The sequence below is a fragment of the Streptomyces sp. NPDC017202 genome (assembly GCF_044331705.1).
Classification (GTDB): Bacteria; Actinomycetota; Actinomycetes; order Streptomycetales; family Streptomycetaceae; genus Streptomyces.
On sequence record NZ_JBIRNP010000004.1, the window covers coordinates 521,815 to 544,127 of the forward strand.

22 protein-coding genes and 1 pseudogene are annotated in these 22,313 nt (G+C 72.0%); 17 read left to right on the plus strand and 6 right to left on the minus strand.

What is annotated here, in order from left to right:
• The first annotated feature begins 283 nt into the window (after window positions 1-283).
• The 11 genes from ACH4N1_RS12470 (at window position 284) to pstB (ending at window position 12,477) form a co-directional block, all read left to right on the plus strand.
• The gene (locus tag ACH4N1_RS12470) at window positions 284-763 is read left to right on the plus strand and encodes a GntR family transcriptional regulator (protein ID WP_398096617.1); all 480 of its coding nucleotides are present in this window, start codon (window positions 284-286) and stop codon (window positions 761-763) included.
• Window positions 760-1,659, plus strand: a complete 900-nt coding sequence (locus ACH4N1_RS12475; RefSeq protein ID WP_398096619.1) for an ABC transporter ATP-binding protein — start codon at window positions 760-762, stop codon at window positions 1,657-1,659. Before ACH4N1_RS12470 ends, ACH4N1_RS12475 begins: the two co-directional genes overlap by 4 nt.
• Window positions 1,656-2,720 carry an ABC transporter permease gene (locus ACH4N1_RS12480; protein WP_398096620.1) on the plus strand — a complete coding sequence of 355 codons (1,065 nt, stop codon included), beginning with the start codon at window positions 1,656-1,658 and terminating at the stop codon, window positions 2,718-2,720. Before ACH4N1_RS12475 ends, ACH4N1_RS12480 begins: the two co-directional genes overlap by 4 nt.
• Window positions 2,717-3,703: a hypothetical protein gene (locus ACH4N1_RS12485; RefSeq protein WP_398096622.1), complete on the plus strand. Its 987-nt coding sequence runs from the start codon at window positions 2,717-2,719 to the stop codon at window positions 3,701-3,703. The genes ACH4N1_RS12480 and ACH4N1_RS12485 overlap by 4 nt, the downstream gene beginning before the upstream one ends.
• Window positions 3,704-4,049: 346 nt before the next feature.
• Window positions 4,050-6,407, plus strand: a complete 2,358-nt coding sequence (locus tag ACH4N1_RS12490; protein WP_398096624.1) for an RNA degradosome polyphosphate kinase — start codon at window positions 4,050-4,052, stop codon at window positions 6,405-6,407.
• Window positions 6,388-7,539, plus strand: a complete 1,152-nt coding sequence (locus ACH4N1_RS12495) for a CHAD domain-containing protein (protein ID WP_398096626.1) — start codon at window positions 6,388-6,390, stop codon at window positions 7,537-7,539. The genes ACH4N1_RS12490 and ACH4N1_RS12495 overlap by 20 nt, the downstream gene beginning before the upstream one ends.
• 38 nt (window positions 7,540-7,577) lie before the next feature.
• Window positions 7,578-8,012 (plus strand): NUDIX hydrolase, encoded by a 435-nt coding sequence (locus tag ACH4N1_RS12500; RefSeq protein ID WP_398096628.1) that lies wholly within the window; start codon window positions 7,578-7,580, stop codon window positions 8,010-8,012.
• A 275-nt stretch (window positions 8,013-8,287) separates the two neighbouring features.
• Entirely contained in the window at window positions 8,288-9,421 is a 1,134-nt protein-coding gene (gene pstS, locus ACH4N1_RS12505) for a phosphate ABC transporter substrate-binding protein PstS (RefSeq protein WP_398096629.1), read from the plus strand.
• A gap of 136 nt (window positions 9,422-9,557) precedes the next feature.
• Entirely contained in the window at window positions 9,558-10,568 is a 1,011-nt protein-coding gene (gene pstC / locus ACH4N1_RS12510; protein WP_398096631.1) for a phosphate ABC transporter permease subunit PstC, read from the plus strand.
• A complete protein-coding gene (pstA, locus tag ACH4N1_RS12515; RefSeq protein ID WP_398096633.1) occupies window positions 10,565-11,629 on the plus strand; it encodes a phosphate ABC transporter permease PstA in 1,065 nt (354 codons plus the stop codon). The genes pstC and pstA overlap by 4 nt, the downstream gene beginning before the upstream one ends.
• Window positions 11,630-11,700: 71 nt before the next feature.
• Window positions 11,701-12,477, plus strand: a complete 777-nt coding sequence (gene pstB, locus ACH4N1_RS12520) for a phosphate ABC transporter ATP-binding protein PstB (RefSeq protein WP_363086896.1) — start codon at window positions 11,701-11,703, stop codon at window positions 12,475-12,477.
• Between the two features lie 149 nt (window positions 12,478-12,626).
• Here the strand turns inward: pstB and ACH4N1_RS12525 are convergent, their stop codons facing one another.
• Window positions 12,627-13,625, minus strand: a complete 999-nt coding sequence (locus ACH4N1_RS12525) for an anion permease (RefSeq protein ID WP_398096636.1) — start codon at window positions 13,623-13,625, stop codon at window positions 12,627-12,629.
• 7 nt (window positions 13,626-13,632) lie between these two features.
• Complete coding sequence (locus tag ACH4N1_RS12530; protein WP_398096638.1) at window positions 13,633-14,253, minus strand: DUF47 domain-containing protein; 621 nt, start codon at window positions 14,251-14,253, stop codon at window positions 13,633-13,635.
• Window positions 14,254-14,477: 224 nt separating this feature from the next.
• Between ACH4N1_RS12530 and ACH4N1_RS12535 the strand changes: the two genes are divergently transcribed.
• Window positions 14,478-14,819 (plus strand): metal-sensitive transcriptional regulator, encoded by a 342-nt coding sequence (locus tag ACH4N1_RS12535; RefSeq protein ID WP_398096640.1) that lies wholly within the window; start codon window positions 14,478-14,480, stop codon window positions 14,817-14,819.
• Window positions 14,820-14,875: 56 nt separating this feature from the next.
• Here the strand turns inward: ACH4N1_RS12535 and ACH4N1_RS12540 are convergent, their stop codons facing one another.
• Window positions 14,876-15,043 carry a hypothetical protein gene (locus tag ACH4N1_RS12540; protein ID WP_363086939.1) on the minus strand — a complete coding sequence of 56 codons (168 nt, stop codon included), beginning with the start codon at window positions 15,041-15,043 and terminating at the stop codon, window positions 14,876-14,878.
• A 170-nt stretch (window positions 15,044-15,213) separates the two neighbouring features.
• A complete protein-coding gene (locus ACH4N1_RS12545) occupies window positions 15,214-16,053 on the minus strand; it encodes a hypothetical protein (protein WP_398096642.1) in 840 nt (279 codons plus the stop codon).
• Between the two features lie 144 nt (window positions 16,054-16,197).
• Between ACH4N1_RS12545 and ACH4N1_RS12550 the strand changes: the two genes are divergently transcribed.
• Window positions 16,198-16,371: a hypothetical protein gene (locus ACH4N1_RS12550; protein WP_398096644.1), complete on the plus strand. Its 174-nt coding sequence runs from the start codon at window positions 16,198-16,200 to the stop codon at window positions 16,369-16,371.
• A gap of 89 nt (window positions 16,372-16,460) precedes the next feature.
• A complete protein-coding gene (locus tag ACH4N1_RS12555; protein WP_398096646.1) occupies window positions 16,461-18,035 on the plus strand; it encodes an FAD-binding oxidoreductase in 1,575 nt (524 codons plus the stop codon).
• 100 nt (window positions 18,036-18,135) lie between these two features.
• Here the strand turns inward: ACH4N1_RS12555 and ACH4N1_RS12560 are convergent, their stop codons facing one another.
• Window positions 18,136-18,849, minus strand: a complete 714-nt coding sequence (locus ACH4N1_RS12560) for a phosphatase PAP2 family protein (protein WP_398096648.1) — start codon at window positions 18,847-18,849, stop codon at window positions 18,136-18,138.
• A 237-nt stretch (window positions 18,850-19,086) separates the two neighbouring features.
• On the minus strand, window positions 19,087-20,094 hold the full coding sequence (locus ACH4N1_RS12565; RefSeq protein WP_382781250.1) for an NlpC/P60 family protein: 1,008 nt from the start codon (window positions 20,092-20,094) through the stop codon (window positions 19,087-19,089).
• Window positions 20,095-20,353: 259 nt separating this feature from the next.
• Between ACH4N1_RS12565 and ACH4N1_RS12570 the strand changes: the two genes are divergently transcribed.
• From ACH4N1_RS12570 to ACH4N1_RS12580, 3 genes and pseudogenes are all read left to right on the plus strand, one after another.
• Entirely contained in the window at window positions 20,354-21,100 is a 747-nt protein-coding gene (locus ACH4N1_RS12570) for a carbonic anhydrase (RefSeq protein WP_398096650.1), read from the plus strand.
• A gap of 66 nt (window positions 21,101-21,166) precedes the next feature.
• Window positions 21,167-21,403 (plus strand): annotated as a pseudogene (locus tag ACH4N1_RS12575) (DUF397 domain-containing protein); the annotation flags it as partial.
• 460 nt (window positions 21,404-21,863) lie between these two features.
• A complete protein-coding gene (locus ACH4N1_RS12580) occupies window positions 21,864-22,172 on the plus strand; it encodes a hypothetical protein (RefSeq protein ID WP_003991275.1) in 309 nt (102 codons plus the stop codon).
• Window positions 22,173-22,313: the final 141 nt, after the last annotated feature.

Genomic DNA, 22,313 nt, shown 5'->3' on the forward strand with positions numbered 1-22,313 from the left:
TTTTCTCTCCCTTCCCCTAAGGGGTCGCGCCCCGCCGTTGGGTTCAGTTTCTGGAAACCCAATTTTTTTCGCCGGCCCCCCCGTCGTGCCCCCCCCCCCCCCCCCGTGCCTCCCTGTGCCTCCCCGTTCCTCTCCCCACCGGCCCACAGGCTCCGCTCCATGGCGACCCACCGGCACACCGACCCGTCGGCCCGCCGGCACACCGGCGCGCGGGCTCCGCTTGACATGCCCGACACCTTGCACCACCCTTTCACTACTCAATTAGTGAAAGGGTGGTTGTCGAGTGGTGGAATACCGCATCGACCGGCACAGCGGCGTGGCCACCTACGTCCAGATCGTCCAGCAGACGAAACAGGCCCTCCGCCTCGGCATGCTGCGCCCCGGCGACAAGCTGCCGACGGCCCGCGAGGTGGTCGAGGCCACCGCCATCAACCCCAACACCGTGCTGAAGGCCTACCGCGAACTGGAGCGCGACGGACTCGTCGAGGCCCGGCGCGGTCTGGGCACCTTCGTCCGGCGCGGGCTGAGCACCGCCCCCGCCGACTCGCCCCTGCGCACCGAGCTGGACGAGTGGGCGGACCGGGCCCGCGAGGCGGGCCTCGACCGGGACGACGTGAGCGCGCTCTTCACCGCCGTACTCGACGAGCACTTCACAGACGGCCACGGGCAGGCGGAGGCCCACCGGCAGCCCGGCGCCACCGACCGCACCGACAGCACCGACACCACCACCCACCACGAACGCTCCCAGGGGGACCCTTCATGACCGACACCGCCATGGCGGCAACCGCGCTCGGCAAGCGCTTCGGCCGACGCGGCGGCTGGGCGCTGCGCGACTGCGCGTTCCGGCTGCCCGCCGGGCGCGTCTGCGCCGTCGTCGGACCCAACGGCGCGGGCAAGTCCACGCTCCTCGCTCTCGCCGCCGGCCTGCTGGCGCCCTCCGAGGGATCGGTCACGGTCCTCGGCACGGACCCGGCGTCCGCACGCGCGCGTGTCGGTTACGTCGCCCAGGACAAGCCGCTGTACCCGCAGCTCACGGTCGCCGAGACGCTGCTGTCGGGTGCCGACCTCAACCCGGCGCGCTGGGACGCCGCCACCGCCGAGCGCATCGTCTCCGCGGGCGAGCTGAACCCCAGGGCCCGTATCCGCACCCTCTCCGGCGGCCAGCGCACCCGTGTCGCGCTCGCCCTGGCGCTCGGCAAGCGGCCGGAACTGCTCCTCCTGGACGAGCCGATGGCCGACCTCGACCCGCTGGCCCGGCACGAGCTGATGGGCACCCTGATGGCACAGGCCGCGCAGCACGGCACCACGATCGTGATGTCCTCGCACGTGGTCGCCGAGCTGGAGGACTCCTGCGACCACCTGCTGCTGATCGGGGGCGGCCGGGTCCGCCTGGCCGGGGAGATCGACGAACTGCTGGCCGCCCACGCGCGCGTGAGCGCACCCGCCGCGTCCGCAGAGGCCGGTGACCTCGCCGCGCACACGATCGTCGAGTCCCGCGTGACCGGCCGCCAGTTCACCGCCCTCCTGCGCCCCTCGGGCCCGCTCGCCGCCGACTGGCGCCCCACCGCACCGTCCCTGGAGGACCTCGTCCTCGCCTACCTCCGCAACCCCGAAGCGGCCCCCCTCGTCCCCGCCCACCCGGAGGAGGCCGCCGTATGACCGCCACCACCCCCACCCCCGCCCCGGCCGCCACCGCGCGCTCCGCCCCGGCGCCCCGTCTGCTGCCGTGGCTGCTGCGCCTGCACCGCCCCGGGCTGGCCGTCTGGGCCGGTCTCGTCGCCGTCCTCGCCCTCGCCCTGCTCGCGATGTGGGGCCCGCTCGGTGACGCGGCCGCCGACGGCTGGCGGCAGTACCGCGCGTGCGTCGGCGACGGACCGTGCGGCTACGACCAGGACGCGATCATCCGGTACCGGGACGTGTACACGTACACGACGTTCGCCGTGATCGCGCTGCCCTTCCTCGTCGCGGCCTGGGCCGGCGCCGCCCTCGTGGGCCGTGAGCTGGAGAGCGGCACCGCCCGCCTCGCCTGGACGACGGGCCTGTCCCCGACCCGCTGGCTGGCCGCCAAGATCGCCGCGCCCGCCGTCCTGGTCACCGTCGGCACCGGCCTTCTGGTGGGGCTGCACCACCTGGCCTGGTCGGCGAACCGGCACCGCATCGACACGTCCAAGTCCTGGTACGACTCCCCCACCCTGCACGCGAACGGCCCCACCACGGTCGCCCTCGCCCTGGCGGGCCTCGCCGCCGGCGCCCTCGCGGGCCTGCTGTGGCGCCGTACGCTGCCCGCGCTGGTCACCGCACTGGGCTTCACCGTCGTCCTGAGGTTCGCGGCCGACCTGGTCATGCCGTACCTGTGGCCGTCCGTCACCCGCGTCACCGGCCTCGACACCGGTTACGTCATGGAGGGCGTCAAGGTCGACTCGGGCCTGGTCACCGCGGACGGCGCGCACGTGGCCGATCCGGGCTGCGGGCCGTCGTTCGTCAAGGGCTGCGCCGATGTGTACGCCAGGCTCGACGCCACCGGGTTCTACACGGAGTACCACCCCGAGTCCCACTACTGGCCCCTCCAGCTGACCACGACCGCCCTCGTCCTGGCCGTCGCCGCCGGCCTCACCGTCGCCGCGTTCGTCCTGCTCAGGCGGTCCACGGCCACGAAGCCCTCCCCGACCCGCACCCCGCACCGCACCGCGGCCCCCGTCCGCCAGGAGGCCTCCCCGTGACCGCCCTCGCCACCGCGCACGTCCGCCAGGAGGCCGCCGGCGCCCGCTGGGGCGTCGCCCGCACCGTCCTGCGGCTGCACCGCGCCGCCCTGCTCGTCTGGGCTCTGGCCGTGCTGGGCCTGACCGGCTGGCTGGTGTGGCTCACCGAGGTCACCGCCGACGAGGCGCGCGCCGAGCAGGAAGCGTGCGACCGGGCGGCCCAGGACTGGTGCGACATGACCGTCGGCACCTTCGGCTACAGCGCGCCGATGGACTGGATCGCCGCCCTCACCGCCCACTCCTCCCTCGTCGTCGCCGCCTTCGCGGGCGGCGCGCTGATCGGCCGCGAACTGGAGAACGGCACCGCCCGTCTCGCCTGGTCGCAGGGCATCACCCCGGCCCGCTGGCTGGCCGCCAAGCTCGCCGTCCCCGCCCTGGCCGTGACGCTCGGCGTCACCGTCCTGGTCCTGGTGTTCCGCTGGGCCAGGGAACCCCACCGGGACCTGATCGGCACCGCGTGGACGGACGGCAGCGTGTTCGTGGCGCTCGGCCCGGCCGCCGTCGCGTACGCCCTGTGCGCCCTCGCCCTGGGCACGCTCAGCGCGCTCCTGCTGCGCCGCGCCCTGCCCGCGCTCGGCGTCTCCGTCGCCCTGACCTGGCTGCTCACCCTCGTCCTGGGGCACTTCCGCGCCTCTCTGTGGCCGTCCCTGACCCGGACCTCGGCGACTGTGGAGGCCGACCTCCCCGACAACGCGTGGCAGGTGGACCAGGGCGTCCTGGTCCACGGCAGCCCCGCCCCGGACGTGCACGACTGGAGCTGCGACGGCACCGTCGAGGAGACGCGGCGCTGCCTGGACGACCTGGGTGTCAACGGCTCCTACGTCACGTACCACCCCGCGTCCCACTTCTGGCCCCTCCACCTGGTCGAGACCGGCATCCTCCTGGTCGTCGCCGCGGCGGCCACCGCCGTGTCCTTCCGCCTCCTGCGCCGCCGCACGGCCTGACCCACCCGGCGGCTCCCCCGCCACGGGCCCTGTACGTCCCTCCACCGGGGGAGAGCCGTACGGGGCCCGAAGCCGCAGGGGCCACCCGAAGACCTACGGGTCGCCCGAAGACCTACGGGAACCGGCCACCCCGGCCGTACGGCAACCAGCCACCCGGACCACAGGGGAGGCAACCACCGAACCGGCCACCCGCACCGCCCACGGCCCGACCCCCACCCCTCTCGCCCCGCTCACCCCCGCCACCTCGCCCCCACTCCCTGGTCCCACCCCCGCGAGCCGCCGCCCGATATCCCGCACGCCATGTCTCCGTAACCGCTGGTTCAGACGACCTTGCGACGCTCAGCCAATGAACCCCGCCGTGCCCGAGCCCTCGCCGCCCCCCGAGGACAGACTCCTCGACGGGAACGCCGCCGCGCTCCCCCGCGCACGATCCGACGCGCCTGTCTCGCCGTCGGCGCGGAAGAATGGGTCTATGAGCCAGTCGAACGCCCAGGCCAAGGTCCAGCACGAGCAGCCCTCCGTGGGCTCCATAGCCGCGCACCGCCCGCACACGGTGGCCGCCGCGGTATCCGATCTGGAACCCGACATCGACGCCGACCTCGACGGATACGAGGAGTCGCCGTACGACGGGCCCCAACTGCCGCAGGGCCGCTTCCTCGACCGGGAGCGCAGCTGGCTGGCGTTCAACGAGCGGGTCCTCGAGCTCGCCGAGGACCCGACCACACCCCTGCTCGAGCGGGCCAACTTCCTCGCCATCTTCGCGAGCAACCTCGACGAGTTCTTCATGGTCCGGGTGGCCGGACTCAAGCGGCGCATCGCCACCGGCGTGGCCACCCGCTCCGCCTCCGGCCTCCAGCCGCGCGAGGTGCTGGAGATGATCTGGGCCCGCTCCCGCGAGCTGATGGCCCGGCACGCCGCCTGCTACCACGAGGACGTCGCCCCCGCACTCGCGGAGGAGGGCATCCACCTGGTCCGCTGGAACGAGCTGACGGAGAAGGAGCAGGCCCGCCTCTTCACGCTGTTCCGGCACCAGATCTTCCCCGTGCTGACGCCCCTGGCGGTCGACCCGGCGCACCCCTTCCCGTACATCTCGGGCCTCTCCCTGAACCTCGCGGTGATCGTGCGCAACCCGGTCAGCGGGCACAAGCACTTCGCGCGCGTGAAGGTGCCGCCGCTGCTGTCCCGCTTCCTGGAGTGCTCCCCGGGCCGCTACGTCCCCGTCGAGGACGTCATCGCCGCCCACCTGGAGGAGCTGTTCCCGGGCATGGAGGTGCTGGAGAGCCACGCCTTCCGCCTCACCCGCAACGAGGACCTCGAGGTCGAGGAGGACGACGCCGAGAACCTCCTCCAGGCCCTGGAGAAGGAACTCATGCGGCGCCGCTTCGGACCGCCGGTGCGCCTGGAGGTCGAGGAGTCCATCGACCGCGAGGTGCTCGACCTGCTGGTGCGCGAGCTGAAGATCGGCGAGGCCGAGGTGTACCCGCTGCCGGGCCCCCTGGACCTCACCGGCCTGTTCCGCATCCACGGCCTCGACCGGCCCGAGCTGAAGTACCGCAAGTTCATCGCGGGCGTCCACCGCGACCTGGCCGAGGTCGAGTCGGCGTCCGCGCCCGACATCTTCGCGGCCCTGCGCAACCGGGACGTGCTGCTGCACCACCCGTACGACAGCTTCTCCACCTCCGTCCAGGCCTTCCTGGAGCAGGCGGCCGCCGACCCGGACGTCCTCGCCATCAAGCAGACCCTGTACCGGACCTCCGGCGACTCCCCGATAGTCGACGCGCTCATCGACGCCGCCGAGTCCGGCAAGCAGGTCCTCGTGCTGGTCGAGATCAAGGCCCGCTTCGACGAGCACGCCAACATCAAGTGGGCGCGCAAGCTGGAGGAGGCCGGCTGCCACGTCGTCTACGGCCTGGTCGGCCTGAAGACCCACTGCAAGCTGTCCCTGGTGGTCCGCCAGGAGGGCGAGACCCTGCGGCGCTACAGCCACGTCGGCACCGGCAACTACCACCCGAAGACGGCCCGGCTGTACGAGGACCTCGGCCTGCTCACCGCGGACCCCCAGGTCGGCGCGGACCTCTCCGACCTCTTCAACCGGCTCTCCGGCTACTCCCGCCGCGAGACCTACCGCCGTCTGCTGGTCGCTCCCAAGTCCCTGCGCGACGGCCTGATCTCGCGCATCGACAAGGAGGTCCAGCACCACCGCGCCGGACGCCCCGCCCACGTCCGCATCAAGGTCAACTCGATGGTGGACGAGGCGATCATCGACGCCCTCTACCGGGCGTCCCAGGCCGGTGTCCCGGTCGACGTCTGGGTGCGCGGCATCTGCGCCGTACGGCCGGGCGTGCCGGGCCTGTCGGAGAACATCCGGGTCCGTTCGATCCTCGGCCGCTTCCTGGAGCACTCCCGGGTGTTCGGTTTCGGCAACGGCGGTGAACCCGAGGTGTGGATCGGCAGCGCCGACATGATGCACCGCAACCTCGACCGTCGCATCGAAGCCCTGGTCAGGGTCGTCGACCCGGCCCACCGGGCGGCCCTGAACCGGCTGCTGGAGACCGGCATGTCGGACTCCACCGCCTCCTGGCACCTCGGCCCGGACGGCGAGTGGACGCGGCACGCGACCGACGCGGACGGCCAGCCCCTGCGCAACGTCCAGGAGATGCTCATAGACGCCCGGAGGCGCCGGCGTGGCACAGCGACACCATGACCTGACGGACTCCACGGCCGGGCGCGCCGCCCCGCCCGTGACCGGGGAGGTCCTGGCCGGCTATCTCCGCGGCCAGGCCACCGAGTTCCTCCGCGCGCTGCGCCTGCACCGGGAGACCGGCGGCGGGCAGAACGTCGGCGGGCAGAACGGCTCGGGCGGCGGCCCGGCGGACGCCGTCGACGCGACGCACGCCCTGCGCCGCTCGGCCCGCCGGATCAGCGGCAGCCTGCACACGTTCCGCCCGCTGCTCGACCCCGGCTGGTCGGAGGAGATACGCCCCGAACTGGCCTGGGTGTCGGGCACGCTGGCCCTGGAGCACGCCTGCGCGTCCCGCCTGGAACGGCTGCTGCTCGCGCTGCAACGACTGTCGGGGGCGACGGTGATACCGCCCCGGACCCTGGCGTCGGGGACGGGCGCGGCCACCGTGACGGCCGTGCCCGTGGCCGGCTCCCGGAAGGCCGCCCCGCCGAGAGCGGCGAGCACCGCCCCCGACCGCGGCAACCTCACCGTGGGCGCGGCCAAGGCGGGCGCCCTCCTCGACCGCCAGCTCACCCTCGCCCGCACCCGGGCCCACTCCACCGCCCTCCAGGCCCTCGGTTCCTCCCGCTTCCACGCCGTCGCGGACAAGGTCGCCGTCCTGGCCAGCGAGGTCCCCCTCGCGCCGCACGCCGCCACCGCCGACCCGCGGCCCCTGGCCGCCGCGGCCGAGGAGCGCCTCGCGGACGCGGTCGCCGCGCTGCCCCTGGTGACCGCCGGCCACCCGTACAACGCGGAAGCGCTGATCCACGGCCTGTCCCCGGACCCCGCCCCGCACCCGCAGGACGCGCCCTGGCACCAGGTCCGCCTCCTGCTGCGCCTGCACCGGTACGCCCTGGAGGTCCTGCACGGCGACGACGGCCCGCACGGCGACGACGGCGTGCTGCTCTCGGCCGGCCAGGCCCTCGACCGCCACCGCGACGCCTCGGAGGCGGCGGCCGCGGCGGCCCACGCGGCCCGCACGCCCCGCATCGCCCCGGCGACGGCGTACGCGCTGGGCGTGCTGCACGCGGACCAGCGGCACGAGGTGGAGGCGGCCCGGTACGCCTTCCAGCGTTCGTGGCAGAAGCAGACCGTCGGCACGACCACGTCGTAGCCCGCGAGGGCCCCACTCGTCCAGAAGGCGGTGAACCGGTGAGCCATCCCGACGGCACCTCACAGGGGGCTCTCGTGCGGGCGGCCGGCTGCGTCCTGTGGCGGCGGTCGCCGTTCGACGGTGAGCTGGAGGTATGCCTGGTCCACCGACCGAAGTACGACGACTGGTCGCACCCCAAGGGGAAGCTCAAACACGACGAGGACTGGCTGGCGTGCGCCGTCCGCGAGGTGGCCGAGGAGACCGGCCACACGGCGCACCCGGGGCCCCGGCTGCCCACGGCCCACTACCTGGCCCAGGGCCGCCCCAAGGAGGTCCGCTACTGGGCGGCCGAGGCCGGTGCCGGCCGTTTCACGCCGAACGACGAGGTGGACCGGGTGCTCTGGCTGCCCCCGGCGGCCGCCCGCGCCCGTCTCACGGAGCCGAGGGACCGCACCCTCGTGGACGCGCTGCTCGCCGCCCTGCGCCTGGCATAGCCCCGGGCCCGGCGCGCCGCTCACCGCCCCGTACCGGGCGCGACCCCCGCCCGGCCGGAATCACCCTGTGTCCTCGGCGTGAGCGTTCCGTGACCTAACCACACCGCCCTCAGGGGTTCACCTCCCGTTCATTCGGCCCCGTAGGCGGCTTCACCTGTTCTGCCTAATTTCGGCCTTACCCGGTGCGGTGCGCGACTCCAGGGAAGCGCTCGTACCGCCCAGTCTTCGCACGCCGCCGGATTCAGGACGGCGGCTCTCGGAAGGATCTCCCTCAAGTGAAGCTTCAGCGCATGAACCGGCGGGCCCTCACCCTCGGTGCTCTCGCCGTCTCCGGCGCCCTGGCCCTCACGGCGTGCGGCTCCGACGACACCGGCTCCAAGACCAGCGGCGGCAACAGCAGCTCCGCCGCCGCGGGCGCCAGTGACATCAAGTGCGACGACGCCAAGGGCCAGCTCCTCGCCGACGGCTCCTCCGCGCAGAAGAACGCGATCGACGCCTGGGTCAAGAACTTCACCCAGGCCTGCAACGGGGTCCAGGTCAACTACAAGGGCTCCGGTTCCGGCGCCGGCATCACCGCGTTCACGCAGGGCACGGTCGCCTTCGCCGGCTCCGACTCCGCGCTGAAGCCCGAAGAGGTCACCGCCTCCAAGGAGGTCTGCACCGGCGGCCAGGGCATCGACCTGCCGATGGTGGCCGGCCCGATCGCCGTCGCGTACAACCTCTCCGGTGTCGACAACCTCGTCCTGGACGCGCCGACCCTGGCGAAGATCTTCGACGGCAAGATCAAGAACTGGAACGACGCGGCCATCGCGAAGCTGAACCCGGGCGCGAAGCTTCCCGACCTCCAGATCCAGCCGTACCACCGCTCGGACGAGTCCGGCACCACGGACAACTTCACCAAGTACCTGATCGCCGCCGCCCCGAACGACTGGAAGTACGAGGGCGGCAAGGCCTGGCAGGCCAAGGGCGGCCAGTCCGCCTCCGGCTCCTCCGGTGTCGCGCAGGGCGTCAAGCAGACCAACGGCGCCATCGGCTACATGGAGCTGTCGTACGCCAAGGACGGTCTCGGCACCGTCGCCCTGAACACGGGCGCCGCCGCCCCGGTCAAGGCCTCCTCCGAGGGCGCCACCAAGGCCGTCGCGGCCGCCAAGGTCGTCGGCACGGGCAACGACCTCGCGCTGAAGATCGACTACACCTCCAAGGCCGAGGGCGCGTACCCGATCACCCTGGTGACGTACGAGATCGTCTGCGACAAGGGCAACAAGGCCGCCACCCTGCCGGCCACCAAGGCCTTCCTGCGCTACCTGGCCAGCGAGCAGGGCCAGGGCATTCTCTCGGGCATCGACTACGCGCCGATCCCCGACTCCATCATCACCAAGGTCCGCACCACCGTCGAGGGCCTGAGCTGATCTGAAGGTGCGGTCCGGCGCCGGGTCCGCCCGGCCCGGACCGCACCGTCCGGTGCACCGCCGCCAGGGGCCGCACGCATACCCGGCCCCGCCCGAGCCGCCCACCCACGAGCGGCTCCGCAGACCGGAGAACCCCATGGACATATCGACGCAGAAGACAGACGAAGCACCTCCACCCACGGCCCCGCCGACCACGGCCGAGCAGAAGCGCGCGGCGCGCGGCGCCACCCGACCCGGTGACCGGATCTTCCTCGGTCTCTCCCGCGGGTCGGGCATCCTGCTGCTCGCGATCATGGCCGCCATCGCGGTCTTCCTCACGTACCGGGCCTCGCTGGCCATCAGCGAGGACGAAGCGAACTTCCTCACCGCCTTCGAGTGGAACACCAGCCTGGTGCCGCCGAAGTTCGGCATCGCCGTCCTCGCCTTCGGCACCGTGGTCTCCTCGATCGTCGCCATGGTCCTCGCGGTCCCGATCGCCGTCGCCATCGCGCTCTTCCTCACCCACTACGCCCCGCGCAAGCTGCGCAGCCCGATCTCCTACGTGATCGACCTGCTCGCCGCCGTGCCGTCCATCGTGTATGGCCTGTGGGGCGCCCTGATCCTCGTCCCGCACATGAACGGCCTCTTCAGCTGGCTGGACGAGTACCTGGGCTGGACGGGGATCTTCTCCTGGGACCAGGGCGCGCCGCGCTCGATGCTCACCGTCGGCATCCTGCTGGCGATCATGATCCTGCCGATCATCACCAACGTCAGCCGCGAGGTCTTCCGCCAGGTCCCGCAGATGCACGAGGAGGCCGCCCTGGCCCTCGGCGCCACACGCTGGGAGGTCGTGCGGATGTCCGTGCTGCCGTTCGGCCGCTCCGGCGTGATCTCCGCGTCGATGCTCGGCCTCGGCCGTGCCCTCGGCGAGACGATGGCCGTCGCCACGGTCCTCTCCCCCGACTTCGACATCCACGCCAGCCTGCTCAACCCGGGCGGCGGCACCTTCGCCCAGAACATCGCCAGCAAGTTCAACGAGGCGAACGAGTTCGGCCGGGACGCGCTCATCGCCTCCGGCCTCGTCCTGTTCGTCATCACGCTGCTGGTCAACGGCGCGGCCCGCGCGATCATCGCCCGCCGCAAGGAGTACTCGGGGGCCAACGCATGAGCCACGCCGTCATCGACGACAAGCGCCCCGGCAGCAGCCTGCGCGGCGCCACCCTGCCGAAGTGGTCCCCGTGGGCCATCGCGGGCGGCTCGATCGCCCTGGCCGTGGTCATCGGCCTGGCCGGGGGCCTCGACAGCCGCGTCCAGTGGGGCCTGATCGCCGGCCTCCTCTTCCTGCTGGCCACCTACGGCATCGCCGCCCGCGTCGAGGGCCGCCGCCAGGCCAAGGACCGCATCGCCACCGCCCTCGTCTGGGTCGCCTTCCTGATCGCCGTCGTGCCGCTCGCCTCGCTGATCTGGGCGACCGTGGAGCGCGGCACCGAGGTCCTGGACGGCTACTTCCTGACCCACTCGATGGGCGTCGTCGCCGACTCCGAGCCCGGCGGCGGCATCTACCACGCCATCCTCGGCAGCCTGGAGCAGGTCGGCCTCGCCACCGTGATCGGCGCCCCGATCGGCATCCTCACCGCGATCTACCTGGTGGAGTACGGGCGCGGCAACCTCGCCCGCGCCGTCACCTTCTTCGTGGACGTCATGACGGGCATCCCGTCGATCGTCGCCGGCCTGTTCATCCTCAGCCTCATGCTGATGTTCGACATGCAGCCCTTCGGCTTCGCGGGCTCGCTGGCCCTGGCCATCCTGATGATGCCGGTCGTCGTACGCTCGACGGAGGAGATGCTCAAGCTCGTCCCCAACGAGCTGCGCGAGGCCTCCCTCGCACTGGGCATCCCCAAGTGGCGCACCATCCTGAAGGTGGTCGTCCCGACCTCCATCGGCGGCATCATCACCGGCGTCATGCTCTCGGTGGCCCGCATCGCCGGTGAGACCGCCCCCGTCCTCCTCCTCGTCTTCGGCAACCCGTTCATCAACTCGAACCCCTTCGAGGGTGCGCAGGCGTCGCTGCCGCTGTACATCTACCAGCAGTACGCGCAGAGCGCCGGTTCGCAGGCGGCCTACGACCGCGCCTGGGCGGCATCCCTCACGCTGATCGCCTTCGTGATGATCCTCAACCTGGTGGCTCGCGGCATCGCCCGCTGGAAGGCCCCGAAGACCAGTCGCTGAGCATCGGTCTGCGGCCACCGCCGCGCGGGACCACAGCGAACCACCGGACTTTTGGAAGTGAAGTAGAAGACATGGCCAAGCGAATCGACGTAAGCGGACTGACCGCGTACTACGGCTCCCACAAGGCGATCGAGGACATCTCGATGACCGTCGAGCCGCGCTCGGTGACGGCGTTCATCGGCCCCTCCGGCTGCGGCAAGTCGACGTTCCTGCGCACGCTGAACCGCATGCACGAGGTCACCTCCGGTGGCCGCGTCGAGGGCAAGGTGATGCTCGACGACGAGGACCTGTACGGCCAGGGCATCGACCCGGTGTCGGTGCGGCGCGAGGTCGGCATGGTGTTCCAGCGTCCGAACCCCTTCCCCACGATGTCGATCTTCGACAACGTGGCGGCGGGCCTGCGGCTGAACGGCAACTACAAGAAGAGCGAACTGCAGGACGTCGTCGAGAAGTCCCTCAAGGGCGCGAACCTGTGGAACGAGGTGAAGGACCGCCTCAACAAGCCGGGCTCGGGCCTCTCCGGCGGCCAGCAGCAGCGTCTGTGCATCGCGCGGGCGATCGCGGTGGAGCCGAACGTCCTGCTGATGGACGAGCCCTGCTCCGCGCTCGACCCGATCTCCACCCTCGCCATCGAGGACCTGATCGGCGAGCTGAAGGAACGCTTCACGATCGTCATCGTCACGCACAACATGCAGCAGGCGGCGCGCGTCTCCGACCGCACGGCCTTCTTCAACCTGGCGGCCGTCGGCCAGCCCGGCCGGCTGATCGAGATCGACGACACGGAGCGCATCTTCTCCAACCCGTCGGTCCAGGCCACCGAGGACTACATCTCGGGCCGCTTCGGATAGGGAACCCAGGCCCCTCGCGGTGCTGCATGGCGGTGCCACCGCGAGGACGCAGAAGAGCCCGCCCCCTGGCTCCCGGGGGGCGGGCTCGCGTGCTTGGGGGGGCGGATTCCGCGGAACGCCGTCCGGGCGTGCTCCGTCCCCCGCGTTCCCTACAGGAACGCCAGGTCGACGAGCCAGAAGGCACAGGCCGCGACGACCGCCGCCGCCGGCATGGTGATGAACCAGCCGAGGACGATGTTCTTGGCGACACCCCACCGCACGGCGTTGATCCGCTTGGTCGCGCCCACACCCATGATCGCCGAGGTGATCACGTGCGTCGTGGAGATCGGCGCCTTGAAGAGGAACGCGGAGACGAACATGATCGAGGCGCCGGTCGTCTCGGCCGCGAAGCCCTGCGGGGGGTCCAGCTCGATGATCTTCCGGCCGAGCGTGCGCATGATGCGCCAGCCGCCCGCGTAGGTGCCCAGCGACAGCATCACGGCGCAGACGAGCTTGACCCAGACCGGGATCGGGTCGCCGTAGTCCTCGACGTCGGCGATGACCAGCGCCATCACCACGATGCCCATCGTCTTCTGCGCGTCCTGGAGGCCGTGGCCGAGCGCCATGCCGGCCGCCGACACCGTCTGCGCGATGCGGAAGCCGCGCTTGGCCTTGTGCGGGTTGGCGCGCCGGAAGATCCACAGGATCGCCGTCATCACCAGGTAACCGACCAGCAGGCCGACCACCGGCGACACGAACATCGGGATGACGACCTTGTCCAGCACCCCGTTCCAGTACACCTTCGTCCCGCCGGCCAGCGCCGCGCCCACCATGCCGCCGAACAGCGCGTGCGAGGACGAGGACGGCAGGCCGAAGTACCAGGTGACGAGGTTCCAGGTGATCGCCCCCACCAGCGCCGCGAAGAGGATCCCCATCCCCTGCGACCCCTCGGGCGTCTGGATCAGCCCCTCGCTGACGGTCTTGGCGACCCCGGAGCCGAGGAAGGCGCCGGCGAGGTTCATCACCGCGGCCATCGCCAGTGCCGCCCGCGGCGTCAGCGCCCGCGTCGACACGGACGTCGCGATCGCGTTCGCCGAGTCGTGGAAGCCGTTGGTGTACGTGAAGAAGAGCGCGACCGCGATGGTCGCGACCAGAGCGAAGGTGTCCATGAAGGGGTCAGGACTCCTTGACCGCGATGGTCTCCACCGTGTTCGCCACGTGCTCGAAGGCGTCCGCGGCCTCCTCCAGCACGTCCACGATCTGCTTGAGCTTCAGCACCTCGATCGCTTCGTACTTGCCGTTGAAGAGGTGGGCGAGCAGCTTGCGGTGGATCTGGTCGGCCTGGTTCTCCAGCCGGTTGACCTCGATCCAGTACTCGGTGAGGTTGGCCATGGTCCGCAGGTTCGGCATGGCCTCGGCGGTCAGTTCCGCCGCCCGCGCCAGCACCTCGATCTGCTGCTCGACGCCCTTGGGCAGTTCCTCGACGTTGTAGAGGACGACGAGGTCGACGGCCTCCTCCATGAAGTCCATGATGTCGTCGAGGGACGACGCGAGGTTGTAGATGTCCTCGCGGTCGAACGGCGTGATGAAGGAGGAGTTCAGCTGGTGGAAGATCGCGTGCGTGGCGTCGTCACCGGCGTGCTCCGCGGCCCGCATACGCTCTGCGATCTCGGCCCGGCCGGCGGTGTCCGCCCCGAGCAGTTCCATGAGGAGTTTCGAGCCCGTGACGATGTTGTCCGCGGACGCGGCGAACATGTCGTAGAAGCTCGTCTCCCTGGGGGTCAGACGAAAGCGCACGTGGGGTCCTCAGGATGCATCGGTTTCGGTCAGGCTGATGCTAGGCGCATCATCCGGCCACGGCTAATGGGCCGCCCACCAGTGTCACCCATGAACCACGGCGACCGGCAGCGGGGCCGCCCGGCGGCCCGTTCCAGGGGCCGCCGGCAGCCGCGGCCACAGGCTCCCTACCCCGCAAAGTTCGGTACGATATACCCAGTAGGGGTATATGTCTGGAGGACACCATGACGACCACCGAGGCCGGGGCGGCCACCGAAGAGGCCGTGACCGACCACGACCGCGGTGTGCACGGCTACCACAAACAGAAGGACGAGCACCTCAAGCGCCTGCGCCGCATCGAGGGGCAGATCCGGGGCCTCCAGCGCATGGTCGAGGAGGACACCTACTGCATCGACATACTCACCCAGGTGTCCGCCTCCACCAAGGCCCTGCAGTCCTTCGCGCTGCAGCTGCTGGAGGAGCACCTGCGCCACTGCGTCGCCGACGCGGCCGTCAAGGGCGGCGACGAGATCGACGCGAAGGTCGAGGAGGCCACGAAGGCCATCGCCCGCCTGCTGCGGACCTGACCCCGGCCCCGCCCGCTCCTGGCTCTCGCCTCTCGGCACCGACCGGGGCCCGCGCGTCAGCCGGCGCGGGCCTCGCGTTCCTCGGCCACCCTCAGCACCTCGTCGATGCTCTCCAGGCTGAGCCGCTCCTCGGCGGCGGAGGCCGCGATGATCAGCTCCCCGCACAGTTCGATCTCGGCGAGGGCCACGTGGTCCTGTACCGCCGTACCACCGACCGGAGCCACGCGCATCACCTCGTCCCTGCCGTCACCGACTTCCTAGAGTAGGGAGCGGCGCACAGGCCGCGCATGGCACGGACGGGCTAGTCCTCATACCGGTTCCCTGGCCGGATCCGGCCCCCACCGGACGACCACCGGCCCCCGACCGGCCGCCCGTCCCGCGGCGGCGGCCCGGCTCACTCCTCCGCGATCCGCCCGGCGTAGATGTCCCCGGGCGCCGGCAGCCGTACGTCGACGGGCGCCCCGAAGTCGTACAGCAGCGTCGTCGAGGCGACCGCGACGGCCTCCTGCCGCCGTCCGTTGACGAAGGTGAACCGGTGCCGGACCTTGCGGATGCGTCCCTCGTCGTCGAGGTAGACGTCGAAGGGGACCCGGGCGGTGGCGAACCCCTTCGCCGCCGCCCCCAGCGAGTCCCGGCCGCCCGCCGAGGCGCCCTTCGCGGCCACCGCGAGGTCGGCGGTGCCGCGGAAGTGCCGCACGTCGGTCCCCGCCAGCCGGCCCCGGCCCACATAGGTCGCGGTGCGCGTCCCGCGCAGCACCTCGGCGGCGGCGTACGGGTCGGTCGCGCCGCCGGTCACCAGGTTCCCGTCGGACAGCGTCGCCGTGTCCACCCGCACCCACTTGTCGGCGGGCACGCCCGCGCCCCGGTTCTTCATGAACAGCGCGCCGGGCGCGAGGAGTTCGACGATGGGCCGGTGCTCACTGACGCCGGCCGGATCCTGCGGGAGCACCACCTTCAGCCGCCCGAGCCGCCGGCGGTAGTCGTAGACGCCCTCGCCCCGGATCGTCACGCGGGTCCCGCCGGTGGCCATCTCCATCGACGTCCGGGCCTTCGAACTGCCCGCCGCCACCAGCGCGTCGGCCGCGCGGCGGAGCGTCTCGACCGGGTCGGCGGCCCGCGCGTCCTCGGCGGCGTTCCCGGGCCCGGCGCACCCGGCGGCGGCGCCGGCCCAGACGCCGGCCACCAGCCCCGCGACGACCGCCGTACCCCACCGCCGCTGCTGCCGCTGAGTCATCGCCTGTCTACCCCCAGCCGGTACGTCCGTCACGGGTCCCCTGTCGTTCCCGATAACGACGGGTGGGCGGCCCCCGTCACGCGCGACCGGGGTTCACGGTGGTCGCAGGCGTCCTTTCCACCGGGGCTGGGTACGGTTGACTCCGTGACCCAGCAGGACCGTTCGGTCTCCTCCCCCGGCGACGGGGAAACCCACACCACCACGACCGTCGAACGCGGCCCCTTCTGCCTGGCCCGCTGCACCTGCGGCTGGCACGGCCCGGCGCGCAGGGCGAGAAGCCTGGCCAGAGCGGACGCCGCCGGCCACACCCACACCTGACCCGATCCGCCCCCCTCTGCGGGGAACCCCCGGCCCCGAAGCCCCGTCTGGCTCCATGGAACCGGCGGAGGCAGAGGGGGCGGTCAGCCATGCATCGGCGTACATTCATCGCGGGCGGCACGGCCGCCGTCGCGGCGGTCGCAGCGGCCGCGTGCCGGCCGGGCGGCGACGGCGGCTCCGGGACCGCCTCCGCCTCCCGGGCCGTCTCCGGCACGGCGGACGGCAAGATCCCGCTGCGGACCACGAGCGCCGTCGCCGCCGCCGACTGGGCCGCCCTCGACCGCTCCCTCGACGGTCCTCTGATCCGCCCCGGGGACGCCTCGTGGACGGCGGCCCGGCAGCTGTACAACACCCGCTTCGACACCCTCCGGCCGGCCGCGGTCGCCTACGTCGCCCACCCCGACGACATCCGTACCGCCCTGGCCTACGCCCGCGCCCACGGCACCAGGGTCGCCATCCGCAACGGCGGCCACTCCTACGGCGGCTGGTCCTCGGGCGACGGCCGGCTGGTCCTCGACGTCTCCCGGCTGAACCGGGTCCGTACGAGCGGCGGTTCGGCCGTCGTCGGCGCCGGCGCCAAACTGATCGACGTCTACCGCGCGCTCGCCGCCAGGGGCGTGACGATCCCGGCCGGCTCCTGCCCGACGGTCGGCGTCTCCGGCCTGGTCCTGGGCGGCGGCCACGGCGTCGTCTCGCGCGCGTACGGCCTCACCTGCGACAGCCTCACCCAGGCGACGATCGTCACGGCGGACGGCAGGCTGCTCACGGCGGACGCCACGCACCACGAGGACCTGTTCTGGGCGCTGCGCGGAGCGGGCAACGGCAACTTCGGCGTCGTCACCGAACTCCGCTTCACCACCCACCCGGCCCCCCAGGCGGTGACCGGCCACCTCTCCTGGCCCTGGTCGAAGGCCGCGGCCGTGGTGCGGGCCTGGCAGGAATGGGGCCCGTCCCAGCCGGACGAGATCTGGTCCGCCCTCCACCTGGCGAGCACGCCCGGCGGCACCCCGAGGATCTCCGTGTCCGCCTTCTGCGTCGGCACCCACGGCCAGTTGCAGAACGCCGTCGACCGCCTCGCGGACCGCGTGGGCGCCTCCGCGACGACAGTGTCGCTGCGCCGCCGCTCCTACGAGGAGGCCATGGAGGTCTACGCCGGATGCTCCTCCTTCGCCACCGACGCCCAGTGCCACCTGCCCGGTCCGACCCCCGGCCGCTCCCCGCGGGGCGTCCTGGGCCGCGAGACCTACGCGGCCCGCTCCGACTTCTTCGACCGCTCCCTCTCGGCGGCGGGCGTCCAGACCCTGCTCCGGCAGCTGGGGACCGTCCGGGGCGGCTCGGGCAGCATCGCGCTCACCGCCCTGGGCGGCGCGATCAACCGGGTCTCCCCCACGGCCACGGCGTTCGTCCACCGCCGCTCCCGGATGCTGGCCCAGTACCTGGTGTCGTGGCGCGCGGGCACGACGGGCACCACGGCCCGGTCCTGGCTCACCACGGCCCACAGCGCCATGGCCCCGCACGCCTCGGGCGCCGCCTACCAGAACTACGCGGACCCCGCCCTGCCGAACTGGAGGAAGGCGTACTACGGCCCGGCGCTCCCGCACCTCACCAAGGTGAAGCGCCGGTACGACCCGACCGGTTTCTTCACGTACGCGCAGTCGCTGTGACGAGGCCGGCCCGGCCCGAGGCCACCCGCCACCGCCGGACCGCGGCCCACGGCCGACGTCCCGGGGCCGACGGACCCCCGGCCCACGGCCGCACGACCGACTACGCGGCCAGGTCCCGCTCCTCGGCGGAGGCCGCCTCGACCCGGGCCCCCGGGACCACCGCGTCCTTCTCCGTGCCCCGCGCGGAGCGCGCCCGCACGGCCCACCCCAGCCACGCGGTCCCCTCGACCGCCTTCAGCACGGGGGTGAGCAGCATCGAGGCCACCGGCGACAGCAGCAGCGCCACCGCCGTACCGAGCGCGAACCCCCCGATGACGTCCGTCGGGTAGTGCACCCCCATGTAGACCCGGCAGAACCCCTCCACCAGCCCCAGCCCGATCCCCACGAGCCCGAACCTGCGGTGGGCCACGAACAGCGCGACCCCCATCGCCATGGTGATCGTCGCGTGGTCGCTCACGAAGGAGTAGTCGGTCTTCCCGGAGACCAGGACCTCAAGGCCCTGGTGGTCGAGAAAGGGCCGGGGCCGTTCCACGAACCCCCGTATCGGCACGTTCACCAGGACCGCGACCGCGGCGGCCAACGGCACCCACACCAGCGCGGCCACGGAGGAGGCGGCCTCCTCGGCCGGCACGGGCCGCCGCCGCACGGTCCACCAGCACCAGACCACGAGCAGCACCATCGCCAGGAGCAACCCGTACTCGCCGACGAACTCGACGATCCGGTCCAGCCAGTGCGGGGCGTCCTTGGCGAGGCCGTTGATGTCGTAGAGCAGGTCGACGTCAGGGTTCGACCCGGATTCGGCGAGTCCAGCCATGGTGCTGCGGCCCCTTCGTCGTTGCTGCCGGGCGCGCCTCACGCACGCCGCTCGTACCCACCCCCGTGGTCGTAGATCCGCGTTCGCCGCTCTGTCGGTCGGTCACAGGCATTGCTCGGCTACGCCAACAGGAACGCACGACCCCCGTTGATACGTTCCACTCTCCACCGAATGATCACGCAGACGTTATCGAAGAGAGATACGTCACCGCAGCTCAGGAGACGGGTCCCCGGCCGCTCAGACCCTCGTGGGGAGCGCTTTCGCGCCATCTTCGGTGACCCGCGTGGCACCGAAGTACTTGCGGGTGTCGATCGGGTCGAACCGGATGACCGCTCCCGTACGGGGCGCGTCGATCATGTACCCGCCGCCGACGTAGATGCCGACGTGGTCGATGGCCCGCGAGTTGGTCGGATCGGTCGAGAAGAACACCAGGTCGCCCGGCAGCAGTTCGTCCCGCGAGGGGTGCGGCCCCGCGTTGTACTGGTCGTTGGCCACCCGGGGCAGGGTGATCCCGACACTCTCGTACGCCGCCTTGGTCAGACCCGAGCAGTCGAACCGTCCGCCCTGCTCAGGCGTGCCGTTCCCGCCCCACAGATACGGCGTCCCCAGCTTCTTCTGCGCGAAGTAGATCGCCCCGGCGGCCTGCTCGGACGGATCGACCCGGGTGACCGGCGCGGCGAAGCTCTTCGCCAGCGTGGTGATCGTCTTCACGTAGTTCCGGGTCTCCCGGTACGGCGGCACGCCCCCGTACTTGATGACCGCGTAGGCCCCCGCGTTGTAGGACGCGAGCATGTTGTGGGTGGGGTCGCCCGGCACCTTCTTCACGTACGAGGCGAGTTCGCAGTCGTAGGACGCGGCCGACGGAATCGCGTCATTCGGGTCCCACACGTCACGGTCCCCGTCCCCGTCGCCGTCGATGCCGTGGGTGGCCCAGGTGCCGGGGATGAACTGCGCTATCCCCTGGGCCGCCGCGGGGCTCTTGGCGTTCGGGTTGAATCCGCTCTCCTGGTAGAGCTGGGCGGCGAGCAGCGCCGGGTCGATCGCGGAGCAGAGGTTGCCCCACTTCTGCACGAGCGCCTGGTAGGCGGCCGGCACGGCGCCCTTGGCCAGCCCGACGCTCCTGCCGCCCACGCCGCCCGCGAGGTTCCCGGCGACGACGTACACGCCGACGACGAGCAGCATCACGAAGCTGAGCCCCGCCGCAGTCGCGGCACCCGCCAGGATCCACGCCTTACGCACCGTCAACCGCCCCTCAACCGTACGGCTTTCCGCCCGCGTCAGTGTATGAGCTTCCCCCGCGGAATCCCGTGCAACCGGCGCTTCCACCACCGGCCGGACCGACCCCGACGAGGCGCCGCCCCCTCACCGCCGGGTGCGCCCCTCCCGGCCGGCCGCGTCAAGGCCGGTCCCGGTGCGCGCCAAGCACCACCCATCGTCCGGTCGTGGATTCCCCATCAACCCCCATGTTCGGGCAACGTCCGCACCCGCCCCGGGACTCGCGCATATGTTCCCCTCCGTGATCCCTGACACCGACGCCTCCCCCCACACGGCCCCCGCCCGCCGCGCCCTGCTGCGCGGCGGCCTCGTCGGCGCGGTGGCCCTGGGCGGCGCGCCCCTCACCGCGGCCCCCGCCTCCGCCACGCCCGCCCCCCGCACACCGGCCCGCCCCACCACCGCGGCGGAGGCCCTGCGGGAACTGGCCGCCGGCAACCGCCGCTGGCGCACCTTCCGCGAGCGGCACCCGGACGAGACCCCGGCCGTGCGGCGGAGCCTGACGCAGGGCCAGCACCCCTTCGCCGTCGTCCTCGGCTGCATCGACTCCCGCGTCCCGCCCGAGCTGGTCTTCGACCAGGGCCTCGGCGACCTGATGACCGTCCGCACGGCCGGCGAGGTCCTCGACGAGGCCGTCCTCGGCAGCGTCGCGTACGGCGTGCTGGAGCTGGGCATACCGCTGGTCGTGGTCCTCGGCCACCAGTCCTGCGGCGCCGTGCGCGCGGCGGTCGAGGCGGACCTCTCCGGCGAACGGCTGCCCGCGCACATCCAGTACCTGGCCGACCGGATACGCCCCTTCATCGACCGTACGAAGGAGGGTGACGCCCGCGTCGACGCCACCGTCGACGCGAACGTCCTGGCCGTCCGCTCCCTGCTCGCCGCCGAACCCGACCTCGCCGCGAAGATCACGGACGGCGAACTGGCCGTCGTGGGCGCCCGCTACGAACTCACGACCCAGGCGGTGCACCGGCTCGACTGACCCGGAGCCGGGCCGGGCCCCGCTATCGTCCTCGTGTCGCCGAGGCCCGTGCGGAAGGAATCCCCCGTGACCGACATCCCCCCCGACCTGACGTGGGTTCGCGCCGCGCCGCCGGAGGCGACCGGCCCCGGCCCCTGGATCGAGATCGCCTTCGGCGAGGGCGACGACGGAGAGGCCCCCGTCCACCTCCGCGAGACCAGCGACCCGGACAACGTGGTCACGACGAACCGGCGCAAGTGGGACGCGTTCGTCCTGGGCGTACGGGCAGGAGAGTTCGACCACTTCGTGGAGGGCGTGAAGGGCCTGGAGGACGCGGAGGACCCGGGCGAAGCGGACGAGGTGGCGGAAGCGGCGGACCCGACAGACGCGGCAGACACAGACGGCGACAGGGAGACCACCGACCGGCCGCTCCCCTGACAGATGGTCAGGGGAGCGCGTGGACAGTGGGCCACGGCCCCGCCCCCTGTTCGCCGTCAGTCATGAGACCATCGGAAACGGACGCTCACCCGACCAGCCGTCAGAAACGGCGCACGGCCGTGAAGTGGGTCAACGACGGAACCGCACGACAGGTTCCGCTCCGACCTCATTGCCCGGGGTGACCTGCCGTGATACACAGAGTGACGAGTGCGTGCTATTCGTACGAATCCCGCCCGTCAATGACGCCAAGTCGACATACGAAGGCGGCGTTGTCGGCGACAATGAGGCCTGACCTCTGCACACCGCAGGGGCCTCTCGGAACTACCCACCAGGGGCGGTGACTTACATGCTCTTTGCGGCCGACAAGGGCGACATCAACACCATCATCGGCGGGATCGCTCCGGACTGGGGCCCCTTCGGCAGCCTGGGCAACGAGGCCAAGGTGATGATCGAGGTGGTGATGGCGGTCGCCATCCTCCTCTGCCTCGGCATCGCGATCTGGGGCGCCGCCAAGCAGCGTATCGGCGCGACGGCCCTGCGCGACACCTTCAGCGCGGAACAGGGCAAGGGCCTCATCATCGCCGGGCTGACGGGCGTCTTCATCATCGGATCCCTCGGCACCCTGTTCACGATCGTGTACGGCATGGCCGTGTAGCGGGAGCCACCCACCGCCAGTCCGCACCGGGCACTCCCGGCCTCCTCCACCCCACCCACCCGTCGTGCCCACCGGCTGAGGTTGCGTTTCCCTGATGTCGAGTCACCACACCGCGCCCGCGCGGGAACCAGCACGGCTACC